This window comes from Pseudomonas sp. R28(2017) (genome assembly GCF_002112505.1).
Taxonomy (GTDB): Bacteria; Pseudomonadota; Gammaproteobacteria; order Pseudomonadales; family Pseudomonadaceae; genus Aquipseudomonas.
Window position 1 is genome coordinate 401,667 of the sequence record NZ_NEHW01000002.1, and the last position, 18,841, is coordinate 420,507.

15 protein-coding genes and 1 pseudogene are annotated in these 18,841 nt (G+C 64.8%); 10 read left to right on the forward strand and 6 right to left on the reverse strand.

The features are described from left to right. Window positions 1-62: 62 nt before the first annotated feature. From CAF78_RS04600 to CAF78_RS04620, 5 genes and pseudogenes are all read left to right on the forward strand, one after another. Window positions 63-4,505, forward strand: coding sequence for an NEL-type E3 ubiquitin ligase domain-containing protein (locus CAF78_RS04600; protein ID WP_085674275.1), 4,443 nt, complete (start codon window positions 63-65; stop codon window positions 4,503-4,505). A gap of 217 nt (window positions 4,506-4,722) precedes the next feature. Next, complete coding sequence (locus tag CAF78_RS04605; protein ID WP_085674273.1) at window positions 4,723-5,274, forward strand: DUF4174 domain-containing protein; 552 nt, start codon at window positions 4,723-4,725, stop codon at window positions 5,272-5,274. Window positions 5,275-5,408: 134 nt separating this feature from the next. Beyond that, window positions 5,409-5,639: pseudogene (locus tag CAF78_RS04610) on the forward strand (hypothetical protein); the annotation flags it as partial. Window positions 5,640-5,737: 98 nt separating this feature from the next. Next, window positions 5,738-6,574 carry a DUF692 domain-containing protein gene (locus tag CAF78_RS04615; RefSeq protein WP_085674922.1) on the forward strand — a complete coding sequence of 279 codons (837 nt, stop codon included), beginning with the start codon at window positions 5,738-5,740 and terminating at the stop codon, window positions 6,572-6,574. Further along, the gene (locus CAF78_RS04620) at window positions 6,555-7,250 is read left to right on the forward strand and encodes a DUF2063 domain-containing protein (RefSeq protein WP_085674271.1); all 696 of its coding nucleotides are present in this window, start codon (window positions 6,555-6,557) and stop codon (window positions 7,248-7,250) included. Before CAF78_RS04615 ends, CAF78_RS04620 begins: the two co-directional genes overlap by 20 nt. Before the next feature lie 38 nt (window positions 7,251-7,288). On the opposite strand, the gene CAF78_RS04625 is transcribed toward CAF78_RS04620, so the two are convergent. The 4 genes from CAF78_RS04625 to CAF78_RS04640 all read right to left on the reverse strand — a co-directional run bounded on the left by CAF78_RS04625 (window position 7,289) and on the right by CAF78_RS04640 (window position 10,567). Further along, window positions 7,289-7,774 carry a DoxX family protein gene (locus CAF78_RS04625; protein WP_085674269.1) on the reverse strand — a complete coding sequence of 162 codons (486 nt, stop codon included), beginning with the start codon at window positions 7,772-7,774 and terminating at the stop codon, window positions 7,289-7,291. Window positions 7,775-7,788: 14 nt separating this feature from the next. After that, on the reverse strand, window positions 7,789-8,403 hold the full coding sequence (locus CAF78_RS04630; protein WP_085674267.1) for a ferric reductase-like transmembrane domain-containing protein: 615 nt from the start codon (window positions 8,401-8,403) through the stop codon (window positions 7,789-7,791). A gap of 143 nt (window positions 8,404-8,546) precedes the next feature. After that, window positions 8,547-9,830 (reverse strand): HAMP domain-containing sensor histidine kinase, encoded by a 1,284-nt coding sequence (locus CAF78_RS04635; protein ID WP_085674265.1) that lies wholly within the window; start codon window positions 9,828-9,830, stop codon window positions 8,547-8,549. Beyond that, window positions 9,827-10,567, reverse strand: coding sequence for a response regulator (locus CAF78_RS04640; RefSeq protein ID WP_085674263.1), 741 nt, complete (start codon window positions 10,565-10,567; stop codon window positions 9,827-9,829). The genes CAF78_RS04635 and CAF78_RS04640 overlap by 4 nt, the downstream gene beginning before the upstream one ends. Before the next feature lie 220 nt (window positions 10,568-10,787). Here CAF78_RS04640 and CAF78_RS04645 point away from each other — a divergent pair, with 220 nt between their 5' ends. Together CAF78_RS04645 and CAF78_RS04650 are read left to right on the forward strand one after the other, a co-directional pair. Next, a complete protein-coding gene (locus tag CAF78_RS04645) occupies window positions 10,788-11,063 on the forward strand; it encodes a DUF2790 domain-containing protein (protein ID WP_085674261.1) in 276 nt (91 codons plus the stop codon). Next, window positions 11,053-11,592, forward strand: a complete 540-nt coding sequence (locus tag CAF78_RS04650; RefSeq protein WP_085674259.1) for a thioredoxin family protein — start codon at window positions 11,053-11,055, stop codon at window positions 11,590-11,592. Before CAF78_RS04645 ends, CAF78_RS04650 begins: the two co-directional genes overlap by 11 nt. Before the next feature lie 114 nt (window positions 11,593-11,706). On the opposite strand, the gene CAF78_RS04655 is transcribed toward CAF78_RS04650, so the two are convergent. Next, window positions 11,707-12,555 (reverse strand): shikimate dehydrogenase, encoded by an 849-nt coding sequence (locus CAF78_RS04655; protein WP_085674257.1) that lies wholly within the window; start codon window positions 12,553-12,555, stop codon window positions 11,707-11,709. After that, entirely contained in the window at window positions 12,552-13,001 is a 450-nt protein-coding gene (gene aroQ / locus CAF78_RS04660) for a type II 3-dehydroquinate dehydratase (protein ID WP_085674255.1), read from the reverse strand. The genes CAF78_RS04655 and aroQ overlap by 4 nt, the downstream gene beginning before the upstream one ends. 217 nt (window positions 13,002-13,218) lie before the next feature. Here aroQ and CAF78_RS04665 point away from each other — a divergent pair, with 217 nt between their 5' ends. The 3 genes from CAF78_RS04665 to CAF78_RS04675 are packed head-to-tail and all read left to right on the forward strand — an operon-like array spanning window position 13,219 to window position 18,815. Continuing rightward, complete coding sequence (locus CAF78_RS04665) at window positions 13,219-14,472, forward strand: TolC family protein (protein WP_085674253.1); 1,254 nt, start codon at window positions 13,219-13,221, stop codon at window positions 14,470-14,472. After that, window positions 14,465-15,661 (forward strand): efflux RND transporter periplasmic adaptor subunit, encoded by a 1,197-nt coding sequence (locus tag CAF78_RS04670; RefSeq protein WP_085674251.1) that lies wholly within the window; start codon window positions 14,465-14,467, stop codon window positions 15,659-15,661. Before CAF78_RS04665 ends, CAF78_RS04670 begins: the two co-directional genes overlap by 8 nt. A 16-nt stretch (window positions 15,662-15,677) precedes the next feature. Further along, the gene (locus CAF78_RS04675; protein WP_085674249.1) at window positions 15,678-18,815 is read left to right on the forward strand and encodes an efflux RND transporter permease subunit; all 3,138 of its coding nucleotides are present in this window, start codon (window positions 15,678-15,680) and stop codon (window positions 18,813-18,815) included. Window positions 18,816-18,841 lie beyond the last annotated feature (26 nt).

Below are 18,841 nucleotides of genomic sequence, written 5' to 3' on the forward strand. Positions count from 1 at the left end.
CTAGCCTGGGCCTGGCGCGTGAACCGCCTAACCTCGTGCCTTCGACAACGACGGAGGCATGTATGGGCACACCTGACCGAACCCTGACGGCGGAACAGCAGCTGGCCATGGAGCAGGCGTATCAGGACAAGCTGATCGCCAAGCGGCTGCCTGGCTGGTTGGGCAGGCTGGATAGCGTGCAGCTCGATGCAGTCAGCCAGGCGCTGAAGGCCAGCCTGCTGCATCGACAGCAGCTTGCTACTCGCCTCGCGGGCCTGCAGCCTGTCGATGCCTTCGTCAAGCGGGCATTGAACCAGGCCCTGACGGGCCGCTACGAGCGCGACGTGGATATCGACCTGTTGTACCTGCGCCGTTGGTATTACTACTTCACCGAGAAGCCGACATGGGCCACCGGGCGCTGGCCGCAGATGGACCGGGACTACACCGACACGCCGCTGTATCAGGCTGCGTTGAACAACTTCACTGCCCAGGAAGCGGCCGGGGAGGGTGAGCCCAGGCGCAATGGCCTGTTCGATGTGTTGGGCAAGGAGCTGGGGCAACGGTCGGCGGCGGACTTTGCGGGGCTCTGCCGCAAGCTGGACCTGGGCGCGGCTTATCAGCAGCACCTGGACGCCGTGCTGGATGAAGCGTTCAGGGCGACCCTGACGCAGATGCTGCGCCAGGGTTTGCTGGTCGATGCCTACAGGGCAAGAAGCGACGGGGCGCTGGATGACCAGGAGCTGAAACTGATCATCACCCTGGCGCAGGAATCGCGCCTGCAGCAGCTGGACGGTTCGGTGGTGCGCTATCGGCAACTGCAGCTCAGTGGCTGTGACGTGCAGCAGGTCATCGTGCTGCAAGTGCTTGACGAGGGTTTGTTGCGCAACACCACACGGCGAATCCTCGTGTACATTCCGGGCGACCGCAATGGTGCCTGGAGCGGCCACCCGAGCCTGCAAGGTTTTATTGGCGAAGTGCTGCAGCAACGCCTGCGGGATCGGCAGTACCAACAGTTCTTTCGCCGCTTCATCAAGCTTCGCGACCAGCAGCGGTTCTCTGCCGCCCATACCAGCGGCAGCCTGACGGGGCAGCTGCTGAGCATCGGCGAGGCGCTTTTCGACCATTTGCCAGCTGCGCGTATCGCCCAGATCAAAGACGATGCTGCGATGGTCGTCACGCCAACGGCACAAGTGGACCGCGCCCTGCAGGCGCATCGCGACCAGCAGCTCAAGCAGCAAGGCTGGGCCCTGGCAACGCTGGCCGGGTTATTCATACCGGCGCTGGGCGGCGTGGTACTGGCGGCAACCGTCTGGGAGCTGCTTGGCGAGGTGTTCCAGGGCATCGACGACTGGCGCGACGGGGACACCCAGGCCGCGCTGGAACACCTGACCAAGGTCGCCAGGGACGTGGCACTGGTCGCGCTCACCGGGGCTGGCGTTGCGCTTGCGCGGCGGGCCTGGACGGGCTCCAGCTTTGTCGATGGCCTGGTGCCGACGCAGCTGGAAGACGGTAGCGAGAAACTCTGGGACCAGAACCTGCAGGCATACCGGCGCCCGGCGCCTGCCGCGGACAATGAGGCGGATGCCTTGGGTATCCATGCCGACGGTGAGCATGACCTGGTGGAGCTGGACGGGCATTGGTACAACATCGTGCAGCGCAGCGAGGACCAGCAGTGGCAGGTACGGCCGCAGCAGGGGCACGGTCCACTGTTGCGCCATAACGGCGCAGGTGCCTGGCGGCTCTGGAGCGAACGGCCGTCGCAGTGGGCCGACCCTCGGTACCTGTTTCGACGCCTGGGTACGCCCTTCCGTCAGTTGACCGATGGACAGGTCGATCAGGTGCTGGCCAATCAGGGGCTGGCAAGCGACGATCTGCGCGCCTTGCACATGTACGGCAGGGCGCCGGACCCGGCGCTGGTCGATGCCGTATTGCGCGCGCGCCTGGCCGGGCGGGTGGCACAGCTGATCGAGCATTTGCGTGCGGGGAGTGTGCCCGTGGATTCGGATGCACTCGCCTATGCCCGGGCCTTGCCCGGTGCGGCAAGCATGCCTGGACCCGCGCTGGGCGAACTGGCCTGGGCCAGCCGCCAGGCGTTGTGGCAGCAATGGTACGAAGACGTGCAACTGCCCGAGTCTGCCAGCATCGCCACACTGCGTCGGGCGTTCCCCAGCTTGCACGTGCTGGCCGCCGACGCGGTGCTGCGTGCGGCGACCGATGCCGATCGCCAGGCGCTATTGGACTTCGCCCGTATCACCCCGGGGCTGGCCCGGTTGGCAAGGGCCAGTGCGATACATGCCCGGGTATCGCGGGTGATCGAGGCCATGCAGATCGATACCCCGCAGCACCTGGACATGGCGCGTGTGGTGCTGCGGCTGTTCGAACACTTGACCCGGACCGCCAATGGCCCGGTCTGGCGGCTGTTCGACGACCAGGCCCCAGGCCCGCTGCTGACCACCCGTGGCATTGGCACACACTATGACTTGATCCATCGGCACGGGCGTTTCGCATTGCGCGATGCACAAGGGCTGAGCTTGGGTGAGCCCGGGGATGTGTTCGAAGTCATGACCCGGGCGCTTCCTGCTGCGCAGTGGCACGCCCTGGGGCTGGCTGAGCCGGTGTCCGCCAGCTTGCGACAGGCCCTTGCCGAGCGCGCGGTCGAGCAGCGGGCGCAGCTGCCGGCGATGCTCGGGGTGGCCCGCCAGCCGGCATGGTGGGTGGCGCCGCAACGGGTCGGCAAGTGTGTCGGTTATCCGCTCAGTTGCTGCCCGGGCTGGTTCGATGCCTTCACCTTTCGGCCACGTTCGCTGGCGGCACGGGTGGCGGATCTGTACCCGGATTTTGACGATGACGAGCCTCAGATCCGTCGCTGGCTGGAAGACGTTCAAGCGGCGGGACGCGATGTGGCGCAACTGCTTGCAGAGCTCGAGCAGCAGCTCAAGCTGCTGGAGCGCCAGCTCAAGGCGTGGGCCCACAGTGCCCCCACTACCCGGCAGCGACAGGCGCGGCGCGAGTTCAGGCATGGGCTGGTCGACTGCTGGCGCTACATCGTGCCTCAGCAGAGTTACCGCATCCGTTACGAAGAGGGGTACAGCTGGCGCTGGATTGGCCGTGACGTGAACGAGTTGCCGGAGCTGCCTGTCGAGGTGAGCTTGCCGCATGTCAGGGTCCTGCAGTTCGAGCAATCGGGGCTGAAAGTGCTGCCAGATGGGTTCTTGCGTGCCTTTCCCAATGTCTGCACCCTGGAACTGATGGGTAACCACCTCAAGCGGTTGCCGGCACAGTTGGCGCAGCTCAGCCGCTTACGGTCGCTGGACCTGTATGACAACCAGATCGAACTGGACCCTTCCCAGTCCACGCTGCTTGCCAGCTGCGAGTCACTGCTTTACCTCAACCTGTCGAGAAACCCGCTGCGTGCCAATTTTTCGGTGCAGGCAATGCGCGATCTGGTCGAGCTCAGGTTGCGCGACACGGGCATCACGCGGTTACCGATCGGTGTGCTGGAGCTGCAGGACCTGCAGGTGCTCGAGGTGGGTGGCAACCGTCTTCATGAGCTGCCCGAAGGCTTCTACGACTCGCCGGTCTGGCGTCGAGGCCAGGTCACCCTGGAGGGTAACGAGCTGTTGCCTGCCGAGCGCCGGCGACTCATCGAAGCCAGGGCCGCCAGGGGCATGGAGGCCGTGCAGTCGGCCCCCGGCAATGTGCCGACCCGTCTGCTCTGGCTGGATCGCGTGGGCGATGAGCAACGCGCACCGTTTGCCTCGCTGTGGTCCAGGGTGGAGGATGAGGACGGATGTGAACAGTTCTTCAGCCTGCTCAAGGAACTCACGCAGTCCGCCGATTTCAGCGGTGCACAGGCCAGCGACCTGGCGCGCAGGGTGATGGACATGATGCAGCAGATGACGGAGTTCGCCGCTTTGCGCGAAGCACTGTTTGCCGCTGCGCAGATCGAGACCTGTGGCGACGGTGCCGCCATTCATTTCAGTGAACTGGAGGTGAGGGCCTTGGTGTGGCACGCCGAGCACGAGGCGGCGGGTGCCTGTCAGGCGCAGGTGCTGGCGCGGCTGGCGAGGCGCCTGTGGCGCCTGTCGCGGCTCAACGCTTATGCATTGCGCGACTTTCGCAGCCGGCGGCAACGATCGCCAGAGCTCGAGGAAATCGAGGTGGTGCTGGCCTACAACATTCACTTGCGCGATGGGCTCGATCTGCCGGTCAACACACAGATGATGCGCTTTCCTGCTTCCGCCCTGGTCGATGACCAGCGGGCGGCGCAAGCGGCAGCCTGGGTAGTCGGGCAAGAAACCGACGACAACCTGGCGGAGTGGATGGTGCAGTGCCGTTTCTGGCAGCGCTATCTGGAGAGCGCCCACACACAGGCCCTGCGAGTCCCTGACCATTACCGCAAACAGCTGGCGGCACTGCATTCCGAGGCCGATATCCAGGTACTGCAGGCAGTGATCGATGTGGAACAGCATGAGCGCAAGCTGGCGTTGACACGGCAAGCGCTGCAGGTGGTGGAGACGCCATGAGCCCTGCACAAGCCAGCCCTGCACCGCGCCGGGTTGGACTATGCTCTGGTCATGGGCCTTGGCTGCTGTGCCCTAGGCTGGGATCAGCCGAGGGCTCCTGGTAATGGCCAGTTACCTTTCGCCTGCCCCAAGGCGCGTCAGGTGGTTTAGGCTCTTGTCGGATCTTTCTCCCTGATCCGTAGTCTTTTGGTTTATCGAGAGAAATAAGGAGATTCGCATGCTCGTCCGGTCAATGACCCTCGCCACCTTGCTCGCTGTTGCCGGCCCGTTGCTTGCGGCTGACAGTGATGCGCCGCTGGCCAAGGAACTGGGCAAGGCCAGGCCATTGGTCGTCATCGCTCCAAGCAGTGCCGACCCCACCCTGCGGGGGTTGAACGAGGATCTCAAGGACCCGGCTACCCAGGCGGGTTTCAAGGAGCGCAAACTGGTGCTCTTCAGCGTTGCCCAGATGATGGGCAAGCGTGAGGACAAGAACCTCGAGCAGCAGACCACGATGGCCCTTATTCGCGAGCTCAAGCTGGGCGCAAGCAAGGGTACCAAGGTGATCCTGGTGGGCATGGACGGTGAGCGTCACGTGCTCAAGGATGATGATACAGGCGAGAAGATTGACCCGCAGGCGATCTTCCAGGCCGTCGATGCGCTACCGGCGAGCGAAAAGGCCGTGAGCGCGCCGGAACCTGTGGCGGCGGTACCTGAACCCAAGGCCAAGGACAGCAAGCCCGCCAAACCGGCCAAACCAGCCGCCCCCCCTAAACCCCTGGACGATTGATCGGCGAGTGCAGGGGGCCGTTTCTGTCAGCACGGCGGGGAGGCTCCTACAGGACATGCCAATTTCGGTGATTCAGCCATGTAGCGCCCATGCGGCCTAATGACTCCACTTATCAAGCAAAGTGGAGATGCATCATGACTGAAGCACGTAAAACCCTTGGCCTGCTCGGCGCTGCACTGATTGGTGGCATGGCAGTCGGTAGCAACGCGTTTGCCGTCGAACCGCTGCCACAGGGCTACCTGCTGGCCGATGCCAAGGCACAAGCCGAAGGCAAATGTGGTGAAGGCAAATGCGGTGGCGATAGCAAAGCCGAGAAAAGCGAAGGCAAGTGTGGTGAAGGCAAATGCGGTAGCAGTGGCAAGGCCGACCACGGTAAAAGCAAATCCTGATTGAGTTGCCGACTCAACGACAACGCCCCTCCTGCATGTCAGGCGGGGCGTTTTTCTTGACAGGGGATTCAATGATGAACCGCACACCCTTGCTCACCGGCCTCGGCCTGCGTCGTGGCCTGATGCCTGAACTGCTCGACCTCACACCAAGTGCAGTGGATTTTCTGGAATGCGCACCGGAAAACTGGATCGGCGTTGGTGGTGCCTATGGCCGAAGCCTGGCGCAACTGGCCGAGCGCCATGCGCTGACCTGCCATGGGCTGTCCTTGTCTTTGGGCGGGAGCTTGCCAGTGGACCGGCACTTCATGCAGCAGCTTCGGCGCTTTCTGGATCGCTACCAGGTGCGCCATTACAGCGAGCACCTGAGCTACTGCAGCGACGATGGGTACCTTTACGACCTCATGCCGATACCGTTTACCGAAGAAGCCGTGCATCAGGTCAGTGCGCGTATCCGCCAGGCGCAGGATGAATTGCAGCGGCGAATTGCCGTGGAGAACATCAGCTATTACGCCGCGCCTTATCAGGCGATGACTGAGTTGGAGTTCGTCTGTGCAGTGCTCGATGAAGCCGACTGCGACCTGTTGCTGGACGTCAACAACGTCTTCGTCAATGCCTGCAATCACCGCTACGACGCCCAGGCGTTCCTGCGCGGGCTACCCGCAGCACGCGTGGCAGGGATGCATGTGGCGGGCCATTACCAGGAGGCGCCGGATCTTCTGGTCGATACCCATGGCGCGCCGGTGAAGGACGCTGTATGGGGCCTGTTCGCCAGTGCCTGCAGGCGCTTCGGGGCTGTGCCTTCGGTACTGGAGCGCGATTTCAATTACCCGCCGTTGGCCGATTTGCTCGCAGAGGTCGAGCGCATGCGAGCCATTCAACAGGAGGTAGCGCTTGAGCAGCACATTGCGTAACCAGCAATTCATCCTGGCGCGGCATCTGCGAGATCCGCTGCGCCATGCCCCCCCTCCGGGGCTGGAGGCTCGGCGCCTGAAGGTGTACCGCGAGTTGTTCTACGGCACCATCGAAGGGCTGCTGGCGAACAGTTTTCCAGTGCTTCGGCAAACGCTTGGCGAGCAGTGCTGGCATGCGCGGGTGCATGATTTCTATGCCAGCTACCGCTGTCAAACGCCATTGTTCACCGAAATCGCCGCTGCTTTTGTCGGCTACTTGCAGGGTGTGCAGCCGAAGGCGTCCTGGGAGGTGGAACTGGCCCACTACGAGTGCGTCGAGTCACAGCTCTACTTGAGTGATGCCAAGGACCCGCCCCATGACCCCAATGGCGATTTGCTGGAGGCAGAACCCGTGCTGTCATGCACGGCAAAGGTACTGGCCTATCGCTGGCCGGTCGACCGCATAGGCCCGGGCTTTCAGCCACAAGTGGCGCCTGGCGTAGCGACCTTGTTGCTGGTTTATCGCGATGCCGGCCTGCGTGTGCGGTTTGCCCGTCTTTCCCCCATGACCTACCGCATGCTGGTGCTGCAAGGCCGGGGGCGGGACCGTCTGCAGGCGCTGTCAGCCAGTCTGCAGGAGGGGTTGGCGATGCTCAGGCAGTTGCGAGAGCAAGGCATCATCGTCGGTACCCGGTAAGTGGGAAAACGGGGCTGCCCTGCAGCCCCGGCGTGTCGTCACCGTGAGCGGGCCTTGAGCCAGTGGTCCAGGCTCATGCGCCCCGAGCCTTTGAGCAGCAGTGGCAACAGCGCGACCAGGTAGATCAGCGGCAACTTGAAGTTGCCGTACCCCTGGTCGGTTATGGCATAGCCTTGCGCCAACTCGGCCAGGCTCGACCACTGCGCAGGCCAGTGCACGGCGGCAATCGCCACCACGGTCAGCACCATCAGCCCCGCCGACGCCAGCCGAGTGCCCAGGCCGAGTAACAGCAGCAGCGGCAGCAGCAGTTCGGCCCACATCGACAGCTGCCAGTTCAGCTCTGCTGGCAGGGCGTTGAAGGGGAAGGGGAAACTCCCCTGCAAGTCGGCGAACCAGTTGCTGCCATTGAATTTCTCCAGGCCGGACTCGAAAAACTCCCAGGCCAGGAACAGCCGCAAAGGCAGGTCGGCAGTCCAGCTACCAAGGTGATCGACTTGGTTGAAGGTGCGGGTCAGTGCATTCATGTGGGTATCTCGCTTCAGGAAAGGGCGTTGGCCGCGCGGCGGGGCGCCAGCTTTGCGGTCAGTTTGAGGGCGATGGCGCTGAACATCAGGGCGAAGGCCAGTGGGTACCAGCCGCCCATGGGGATGCGTTTGTAGAACGACAGGCAGAACACTGCGGCCAACACCCACATGCCGGTGCTGTGCAGGGTTTTCCAGGCTCGGCCGCCGAGCAGCCGCATCGGGGCCTTGAACGAAGTCAGGGTGAGCAGCAGCAGGAACAGGTAGCCGATGCTGCCGGGCAGGTTCGAGGTGGCTGTGCGCCCGGCCCAGAACAGTTCAGGAAACTGCTGGGCGTAGCGGTAGATCAGCACACCATGCACGGTGTGCGAAAAGGCGAAGGCCAGGCCTAGGTAGCGCCGCTCGCGAAGCAGCCGCCGGCTGCCGCTGCCGGGCAGCAGGGTGGCTGCCGACGAGGCCAGGAAGGCCAGCAGGAACAACGCGAACGAACTGCGCGCCGTGGCGCGAATGGCACTGCGCAGGCCATCCGCGCCTGGCCCAGCGCCGAGCAGGACCACGGCGGTCATCAGCAAGGTCAGGCCCGCAAGGGCGGCGAACAGCTTCCAGCCGGAGGGCAGGGTGAGCGGCTTCATGGGTGAGGTCTCCCGGAGTGTCGTTGTGTGACCGGGAGTGTGGGCGGGACGGGTATCTGCAGTGTGTCGGTGAAAGCGGCTTTATGTATCGGACTGTAGGCACGGCGGCTGTAGGGCGGCCCGCTCGGCCGCCGATTCTGCCGTCACAGCTCGATCTGAGCGCACAACCCGCCGCTCTGGCGGTTGCTCAAGGTCAGCCTGCCACCCATGGCCTGGATCAGCTGGTGGGCAATGGCCAGCCCCAGGCCGGTACCGCCCGTGCTGCGGTTGCGCGAGCTTTCTACCCGGTAGAACGGCTTGAGCACCTCGTCCAGCTCTTCGGCGGGGATCCCCGGGCCTTCATCCAGCACCCGTATCAGCGTCTTGCCGTGCTCGCGGCTGACCTCAAGCTGAGCCTTGCCGGCAAACTTCAGGGCGTTGTCCACCAGGTTCACCAGTACCCGGCGCAGGGCATGCGGGCGGGTTTCCAGCAGGCTGCCGCTAGTGCCGTGGCGCTCTACCTGGGCGCCGCTGTCCTGGTAGTCGAACACCACGCTGTCGAGGAAGGCGTCGAGGTTGATCCGGCACGGGGTTTCGGTGTTGATGTCCATGCTGCGGGCGTAGGCTACGCCTTCGCGCACCAGATGCTCCATGGCGTCCAGGTCATGCCAGAGCTTTTCCTTTTCGACCCCTTCATCCATTACCTCGACCCGCAACTTCATGCGGGTGATCGGCGTTTGCAGGTCGTGGGAAATGGCTGCAAGCAGCTGCATGCGCTCTTTCAGGTAGGCCGCGATCCGTGCCTGCAGTGCGTTGAAGGCGACGGCGGCGTACTTCACCTCGCGCGGGCCGCTTTCGTCCAGCAGCACACCGGGCTTGTCCGGGTCGAGGTCGTCAACCGCCTGGACCAGGCGGGTGAGTGGCCCGATGGCCAGGCGCACCGCCAGCCAGGTACAGAACAAAAGCACGGCAAGCTGGATCAGCAGCACCAGCGGCAGCCAGCGCGCTACCGGGACGGGGGCCGGTGTGACATCGATGGTCAGCGGTGCGCCATCGGCCAGGCGCAAGTGCGCCTGGAAGTGCGCATTCGGGCCGGGGATCTCCTGGAAAGTCAGGCGGTACTGGCTGCCAATGGCCTTGATGATCGACTCGGCGGCCATGGGCGGGTCGCTGCTCGGCATCGCTTCGCCGGCCAGCCCTTCGTCGAGCCGGTAGCGATAGGTGCGTCGCTCCAGGCGCGGTAGCCACGCAGCGCGCTCGGCGGCAGGCAGGCGGTCGAGGATGGCCACCGAGGTGGCAACGTCCAGTTCCAGGTTGCTGAGCATCATCGAGCGGCTGCTGATGTAGCGTTCGTACGCCTGCAGGCTGAACGACAACCCATAGGCCAGCACCAGCCCGGTGAAGAAGATCAGTGCCAGGCGCGAGGCCAGGGTGCGCGGCCACTTCATGACGGCGACTCGAGCAGTTGCACCGCCAGCGAGAACACATAACCTTCACTGCGAACGGTCTTGATGCAGCTCGGCTCCCGCGCATCGTCACCCAGGCGTTGACGCAGGCGGCTGACCAGCAGGTCGATGGAGCGGTCGAAGATGTCGGCTTCGCGGCCCTGGGTCAGGTTCAGCAGTTGCTCGCGGCTCAGCACCCGCTGCGGGTGGTCGAGAAATACCCGCAACAGGCGGTATTCGGCACCACTGAGCGCCACCAGGGTGCCTTCGTTGTCCAGCAGGTGACGGGCGGTGGTGTCCAGCCGCCACTGGCCGAAGGCGAGCAGGCGGCTGCTTTCGCTGATGGTCAGGTTCGGCGGCAGCATGCGCGTGCGGCGCAGCACGGCATTGATGCGGGCCAGCAGTTCGCGGGCGGAGAAGGGCTTGGTCAGGTAGTCGTCGGCGCCCATTTCCAGGCCGATGATGCGGTCGGTCTCGTCGTTGCGTGCGGTCAGCATCAACACCGGTGTGTTGCGGTGCTTGCCGGCACGCAATTCGCGGCACAGCAGCAGGCCGTCGTCGCCGGGCATCATGATGTCGAGGACGATCAGGTCGACGCTGTTGGCTTCGAGGAAGGCGCGCATCTGCCGGCCGTCGCCGACGATGCTGGTGCGCAGGCCGTTCTTCTTCAGGTAGTTGCCGACCAGCTCGCGGATCTCACGGTCGTCATCGACGATCAGGATGTGATCGACATGTTCCATTCTCAGCGTTCCTGTTCAAGGGCAATGGGCGCAGTGTACCGAGCGCGTGGCTGCTTGCCTGCGGGGTTTTGTATTGCAGTGTATCTGCACCGGATACAGATACAGGAAGAAGCAGATCACAGGCCTGAGCGACACATGGGAGATACCTGGCGAACGTGTAATGGCTCTCGACCGGGGCGTACTGACCCCCACCTTCAATGTGTTGCAAAGGAGAGTTGCCATGAACTTCAAGACCCTCGCCAGCGCCAGCCTGTTTGCCGTACTGGGCTTCGCCGCCGTCGCCGCCAATGCCAGTTCCACTTCGATGAACGACGCCAGCGTCATGCAGTACCGCTACGGCGACCAGCTGGATGTGAAGCGCGTGCTGTCGGTGAAGGATGACCAGAGCAATGCCTGTGGGCCGATCAACACCCGCATGGACTACCTGAACTCCAAAGGCCAGAAAGAGAGCGTTGAATACCGCTCCTACGCCACGAGCGGTTGCCATGACAACTGACCGCCGGCTGTTGTTGAAAGTGGGGGGCGTGGCTTTGGCGCTGGTTGGCCTGGGCCTCGCCGGAGGGCAGCTGATGGCCCGCGACAATTACGGCGCCATGCCGTCGCTGGCCGGTGCCAGCCAATGGCTCAACTCGCCGCCGCTGGATGCGCCGGCGCTCAAGGGCAAGGTGGTGCTGGTGGACTTCTGGACCTGGGACTGCATCAACTGCCAGCGCAGCCTGCCGCATGTCAACGACTGGGCACGGCGCTATGCCGACCAGGGCCTGGTAGTGGTCGGGGTGCATACGCCGGAGTACGACTACGAGCATGATGTGGGGCAGCTCAAGAGCAAGGTGGCAAGCCTCGGCATCGGTTATCCGGTGGCGGTAGACAACGATTACCAGGTGTGGAATGCCTGGGGTAACCAGTTCTGGCCGGCGCACTATTTTGTCGATCGGCAGGGGCAGGTGCGGCATGTGCACTTCGGTGAGGGTGACTATGCCGGCCAGGAGAAAGTCATACAGGCGCTGCTGGATGAAAAAGGTTAGATCGGCGTTTACCCCTTCGCGGGCAAGCCCGCTCCCACAGGTGAAGCGCCAACCTCAAAGGCTGCGGTCAACCTGTGGGAGCGGGCTTGCCCGCGAAGAGGGCGTTGCGGTCTGTCAGGAGAGGCTGGCGAAATGTGCCTGCATCCGCTCGGCATCCGCCGGTTTGCCACTGAACAGCTCGAACGCCTTCACCGCCTGGAACACCGCCATGTTGCTGCCATCCAGCGTGCGGCAACCCAGCGCCCGCGCAGCTTTGAGCAGTTCGGTCTCCAGCGGGAAATAGATGATTTCAGCCACCCACAGGCGCGGGTGCAACAGTTCCACCGGCAGCGGCGTGCCTGGCAGCTTGGCCATGCCGACCGGTGTGGTGTTGACCAGGCCATCAGCCTCGGCCACTTCGGCCGCCAGGTCCGTGCCCAGTACCGCCCGACCCGGGCCGAAATGGCCGTTGAGGTTGTCGACCAGTGCCTGGGCACGCGCCGCATCCACTTCGAACAGCAGCAGTTGCTCGACCCCTTCGCTGAGCAACGCATGGGCCACCGCCGAGCCGGCGCCGCCAGCGCCCATTTGCACCACGCGCCGGCGCGACACATCCGGCAGGCCACGGCGCAGGCCTTCGGCGAAGCCCAGGCAGTCGGTGTTGTGGCCGACCCGCTTGCCGTCCTTGAGCACCACGGTGTTCACCGCGCCAATGCCGCGCGCCTCGTCCGACAGCTCATCGAGCAGCGGCAAGATTGCCTGCTTGAACGGGTAAGTGATGTTGAGCCCGGTAAAACCGGTGTGCTGGGCGGCATCGAGCAGCTGCGCCAGGGCGCTGTCTTCAAGCTTGAGCTGGTCGGCGTCGATCAGGCGATAGAGGTAGCGCAGCTGCTGGGCGTCGCCTTCATGCTCGTGCAGGGCAGGGGTGCGCGAGAGCTGGATGCCACGGCCGATCAGGCCGGCAAGGATGGCAGGCTGGCTCATGCGCGTGGCTCCTGGAACATCGCGGCGAAGTGGCTCAGGGCCATGCGGTAGCCGTGGCTGCCCAGGCCGCAGATCACCCCGACGGCAATCGACGAAACGAACGACAGGTGGCGGAACGGCTCGCGCTTGTGCACGTTGGACAGGTGCACTTCGATGACCGGGAGCTCGCTGGCCACCAGGGCGTCGCGAATCGCCACCGAAGTGTGGGTCCAGGCGCCGGGGTTGATCACGATACCGGCACAGCGGCTGCGGGCGGCATGGATCCAGTCGATCAGCTCACCTTCGTGGTTGGTCTGGCGGAATTCGATTTCCAGGCCGTGGGCATGGGCAGTGTCGGCGCAACCCTGGGCCAGGTCGGCAAGGGTTTCATGGCCATACTGGGTGGGTTCACGGGTCCCCAGCATGTTCAGGTTGGGGCCGTTGAGCACGAGAATAAGGGGCTTCATGGCGGGCATCGCTTTGTTGTTGTTGAATGCCGCTATGTTTGTACTGGGTGGTTAATTTCGTCAATCAGCTAGGGTGTCGCAGGGGGGCAAAGTGGGCGATTATCGGACTGATTTACGCCGTCAGCCGGATTACAGAATTGTAATTTTCGCGCCACCCCTCCGATAACCACCCGTCCATACAGTTCCTCGCCAATGCACGCCGACGAGGACGCCCGAAGTGCCCACCCCCCGCAAGATCGCCTTGCTCAGCCTGCTGTTGGCGGCCTCTGCCAGCGCCCAGGCCGGGCAAGGCATGAGCCTGCCCGAGGCGCTGAGCGCCGCCTTTGCCAACAACCCTGAACTGGCCGCTGCCGGTCGCGAAATCGGCATCGCCGAAGGCGAACGGCGCCAGGCCGGGTTGATCCCCAACCCGGAACTGGCCTGGGAAATGGAAGATACCCGCCGCGACACCAGCACCAGCACCGTTACCCTCAGCCAGCCACTGGAACTGGGCGGCAAGCGCGCTGCGCGCATCGCTGTGGCGGGTGTCGGCCAGGCCATTGCCCAGCTGGACCTTGAGCGCCAGCGCAATGGCCTGCGCGCCGATGTAGTCCAGGCCTACCACGCCGCCCTGCGCGCGCAGACGGCCGTGGAACTGGCGCAGCAATCGCAGGCGCTGACCGAGCGCGGCCTGCGTGTGGTACAGGGCCGGGTCAGCGCAGGCCAGTCGTCGCCGGTGGAAGCCACCCGCGCGCACGTGCAACTGGCCCAGGCTCAAGCAGAGGAACGTCGTGCCAAAACCCAGCGTACCGTGGCCTACCAGGCGCTGGCACGGTTGACCGGTAGCCCGCTGGCGACCTTCGACCTGTTGCCAGCGAGCCAGCTGTCACCCGGGCAGGCTCCGTCAGCCGACACCTTGCTCAGCCAGGTCGAACGGACCGCCGAATGGCGCCTGGCCGCCGCTCAGGTCGAGCGCGGCGACGCGTCGCTGGGCTCGGAAAAGGCCCTGCGCATTCCCAACCTCACCGTCAGCGTCGGCAGCCAGTACAGCCGTGAGGACCGCGAGCGGGTCAACGTGGTGGGGCTGTCGATGCCCTTGCCGCTGTTCGACCGCAACCAGGGCAATGTGCTGGCGGCCGCGCGCCGTGCCGACCAGGCCCGCGACCTGCGTAACGCGGTCGAGCTGCGCCTGCGCAGCGAAACCCGCAGCGCCGTCGATCAATGGCGCACGGCGATGCAGGAGGTTCAAGCCTACGACCGCACCATCCTGCCCGCGGCGCAGCAGGCGGTGGACACCGCCACCCGCGGCTTCGAAATGGGCAAGTTCGCCTTCCTCGACGTGCTCGATGCCCAGCGCACGCTGATCGACGCACGCGGGCTGTACCTCGAGGCACTGGCCTCGGCGACCGATGCACGGGCACAGGTCGAGCGCATTTATGGCGACCTTGATGGTTTGAGCAAAAATTCGAGCAGCAGGAGCAACAATGACTAACCCCCGCAAACTCGCTCTCCTGGCCGCTGCCATTGCCGTTCTCGGCTTGGGTGGTCTGGCCTGGACCGGTATCGATGGCCAGGCCAGCAAAGGCGAGGCCCGGCACGACGACCATGGTGAAGACAGCCATGGCCACGACGACGAAGCTGGTGAAGAGCACCAGGAACAGGAAGGCGCACTGCACCTGTCGATCGCCCAGATCGAGTCGGCCGGCATTCAGCTTGCCGCGGCCGCCCCGCGTGAACTGGGTACCGCCATCAGCTTCCCTGGCGAGATCCGTTTCGACGAAGACCGCACCGCCCATGTGGTGCCACGGGTGCCGGGGGTGGTCGAGGCGGTGCAGGCCGAACTCGGCCAGGCGGTCAAGCGCGGCCAGGTGCTGGCGGTGATCGCCAGCCAGCAGATCTCCGACCTGCGCAGCGAGCAGCAGGCCGCCCAGCGTCGCCTGGAACTGGCGCGCCTGACCTTCCAGCGTGAGCAGCAACTGTGGCAGGAGCGTATCAGCGCCGAGCAGGATTACCTGCAGGCGCGGCAGGCCTTGCAAGAGGCCGAGATCGCCCTGGCCAACGCCCGGCAGAAGGTGGCTGCCGTCGGCCCGGCGGGCGCCGGCAACCGCTACGAATTGCGCGCCCCCTTCGACGCCGTGGTGGTGGAAAAGCACCTGAGCGTGGGCGAAGTGGTCGACGAGACCAGCAATGCCTTCACGCTGTCCGACCTGAGCCGGGTCTGGGCCACCTTCGCGGTCGCACCGCGCGACCTGGCCCGGGTCACCACGGGGCGCAGCGTGACCGTCAGCGCTCCGGACCTCGGCGCCGAGGTCGAGGGCAAGGTCAACTACGTCGGCAGCCTGCTCGGCGAGCAGAACCGCGCCGCCACCGTGCGCGCCACCCTGGCCAACCCCGAGGGAGCCTGGCGCCCCGGGCTGTTCGTCAACGTCGCCGTCAATGTCGAGCGGTTCAATGCTGCGGTCGTCGTGCCCGAAAGTGCCTTGCAGAACTGGGAGGAGCAGACCGTGGTGTTCGCCCGCACCGACGAAGGTTTCCAGGCGCGCCCGGTGAAGACTGGCCGCCGCGACGCAGGCCAGGTGGAGATCACTGCAGGCTTGGCAGCCGGCACCCAGGTGGCTGCCGCGGGCAGCTTCGTCCTCAAGTCCGAACTCGGCAAGGCTTCTGCCGAGCACAGCCATTGATCGCGGGGACGCTTGCATGTTCGAACGCCTGATCCAATTCGCCATCGAGCAGCGCCTGGTGGTGATGCTCGCCGTGGTGCTGATGGCCGCCGTGGGTATCCACAGCTACCAGAAGCTGCCGATCGATGCGGTGCCTGATATCACCAACGTCCAGGTGCAGATCAACACGGCCGCGCCGGGTTATTCGCCACTGGAGACCGAGCAGCGCATCACCTTCGCCATCGAGACGGCCATGGCCGGCCTGCCGGGTCTCAAGCAGACCCGCTCGCTGTCGCGCTCGGGGCTGTCCCAGGTGACGGTGATCTTCGACGATGGCACCGATATCTTCTTTGCCCGGCAACTGGTCAACGAGCGCCTGCAGGTGGCTCGCGAGCAGTTGCCCGAAGGCATTGAGGCCGGCATGGGGCCGATCTCCACAGGGTTGGGGGAAATCTTCCTGTGGACCGTGGAGGCCGAGCAGGGCGCGCTCAAGGACGACGGCACGCCCTATACGGCGACCGACCTGCGGGTGATCCAGGACTGGATCATCAAGCCGCAGCTGCGCAACGTGCCGGGTGTCGCCGAGGTCAACAGCATCGGCGGCCATGCCAAGCAGTACCTGATCGCCCCGGAGCCCAAGCGCCTGGCGGCCTACAAGCTCACCCTCAACGACCTGATCGCGGCGCTGGAACGTAACAACGCCAACGTCGGTGCCGGCTACATCGAGCGCAACGGCGAGCAGTTGCTGATCCGTGCACCGGGGCAGGTGGCCTCGGCCGAAGACATCGCCAACATCGTCATCTCCAGCGTCGATGGCACACCGATCCGCGTCAGCCATGTCGCCCAGGTCGGCCTGGGCGAGGAGCTGCGCTCTGGCGCGGCCACCGAGAACGGCCGCGAAGTGGTGCTGGGTACGGTGTTCATGCTGATTGGCGAGAACAGCCGCACGGTGTCCCAGGCAGTGGCGGCCAAGCTCGTCGAGATCAACCGCAACCTGCCCAAGGGCGTGGTCGCGGTGACCGTCTACGACCGCACCAACCTGGTGGAAAAAGCCATTGCCACGGTGAAGAAGAACCTGCTCGAAGGCGCCATCCTGGTGATTGCCGTGCTGTTCCTGTTCCTCGGCAACATCCGCGCCTCGCTGATCACCGCCATGGTCATCCCGCTGTCGATGCTGTTCACCTTCACCGGCATGTTCAGCAACAAGGTCAGCGCCAACCTGATGAGCCTCGGTGCCCTGGACTTCGGCATCATCGTCGATGGCGCGGTGGTGATCGTCGAAAACGCCATCCGCCGCCTGGCCCATGCCCAGCAGCGTCATGGCCGCATGCTGAGCCGTGCCGAACGCTTCCACGAGGTGTTCGCCGCCGCCCGCGAGGCGCGCCGGCCGCTGATCTACGGGCAGTTGATCATCATGGTGGTGTACCTGCCGATCTTTGCCCTGACCGGGGTCGAGGGCAAGATGTTCCACCCGATGGCCTTCACCGTGGTGATGGCACTGCTGGGCGCGATGATCCTTTCGGTGACCTTCGTGCCAGCGGCCATCGCGTTGTTCGTCACTGGCAAGGTCAAGGAAGAAGAGGGCATGGTCATGCGCACCGCCCGCCTGCGTTATGCACCGGTACTCGAGTGGGTGCTGGGGCGGCGCAAGCTGGCGTTCACCGCCGCCGCCGGGCTGGTGGTGCTGTCCGGAGTGATGGCCAGCCGCATGGGCAGCGAGTTCATCCCCAGCCTCAGCGAAGGCGACTTTGCCTTGCAGGCGCTGCGCGTACCCGGCACCAGCCTGTCGCAGTCGGTGGACATGCAACAGCGTCTGGAGCAGGCGATCATCGCCCAGGTGCCGGAAGTGGAGCGGGTATTTGCGCGCACCGGCACCGCCGAGATCGCCTCCGACCCGATGCCGCCGAACATCTCCGATGCCTACGTGATGCTGCGCCCACGCGAGCAGTGGGGTGACCCGGGCAAGCCACGCGATGAGCTGATAGCCGAAGTCCAGCGCGCTGCTGCCAGCGTGCCGGGCAGCAACTACGAGCTGTCGCAGCCAATCCAGTTGCGTTTCAACGAGCTGATTTCCGGCGTGCGCAGCGATGTGGCGGTGAAGGTGTTCGGTGATGACATGGACGTGCTCAACCGCACCGCTGCGCAGATCGCCAGCAGCCTGCAGCAAGTGCCAGGCGCCTCGGAAGTGAAGGTCGAGCAGACCACCGGCCTGCCGGTGCTGACCATCGATATCGATCGCGACAAGGCCGCGCGCCATGGCCTGAATGTGGGGGACGTGCAGGATGCCATTGCCATTGCCGTCGGTGGGCGCACGGCGGGCACCTTGTACGAGGGCGATCGCCGCTTCGACATGGTGGTGCGCCTGTCCGAATCCCTGCGTACCGATGTCGATGGCCTGGGCAACCTGCTGATCCCGGTGCCTGCCAGCGCTGCAGCCGGCACGGCGCAGATTGGTTTCATCCCGCTGTCGCAGGTGGCGACGTTGAACTTGCAGTTGGGGCCGAACCAGGTCAGCCGCGAGGATGGCAAGCGCGTGGTGGTGGTCAGCGCCAACGTGCGGGGGCGCGATCTGGGTTCGTTCGTCGAACAGGCCGAACAGACCTTGCGCGAACAGGTGCAGATCCCGCCGGGTTACTGGACCCGTTGGGGCGGCCAGTTCGAGCAGTTGCAGTCGGCGGCCGAGCGCTTGCGGGTGGTGGTGCCGGTGGCGCTTCTGCTGGTGATGGCCTTGCTGCTCATGATGTTCAACAACCTCAAGGACGGCTTGCTGGTGTTCACCGGGATTCCGTTTGCCTTGACCGGCGGGGTGCTGGCGCTGTGGCTGCGGGATATTCCGCTGTCGATTTCCGCAGGGGTGGGGTTTATCGCCTTGTCGGGGGTGGCGGTGCTCAATGGCCTGGTGATGATCGCCTTCATCCGTAACCTGCGCGAGGAGGGGCGCGGTTTGCGGGCCGCGGTCGAGGAGGGCGCGTTGACGCGCTTGCGGCCGGTGCTGATGACCGCGTTGGTGGCGTCGCTGGGGTTCATTCCGATGGCCTTGGCGACAGGCACCGGGGCTGAAGTGCAGCGGCCGCTGGCGACGGTAGTGATTGGTGGGATTCTTTCATCTACGGCGCTGACATTGCTGGTGTTGCCGGCGCTTTATCAGTGGGCGTACAGACGCGAAGAGGATTGAAATCGCCGGGGCCGCTTTGCGGCCCC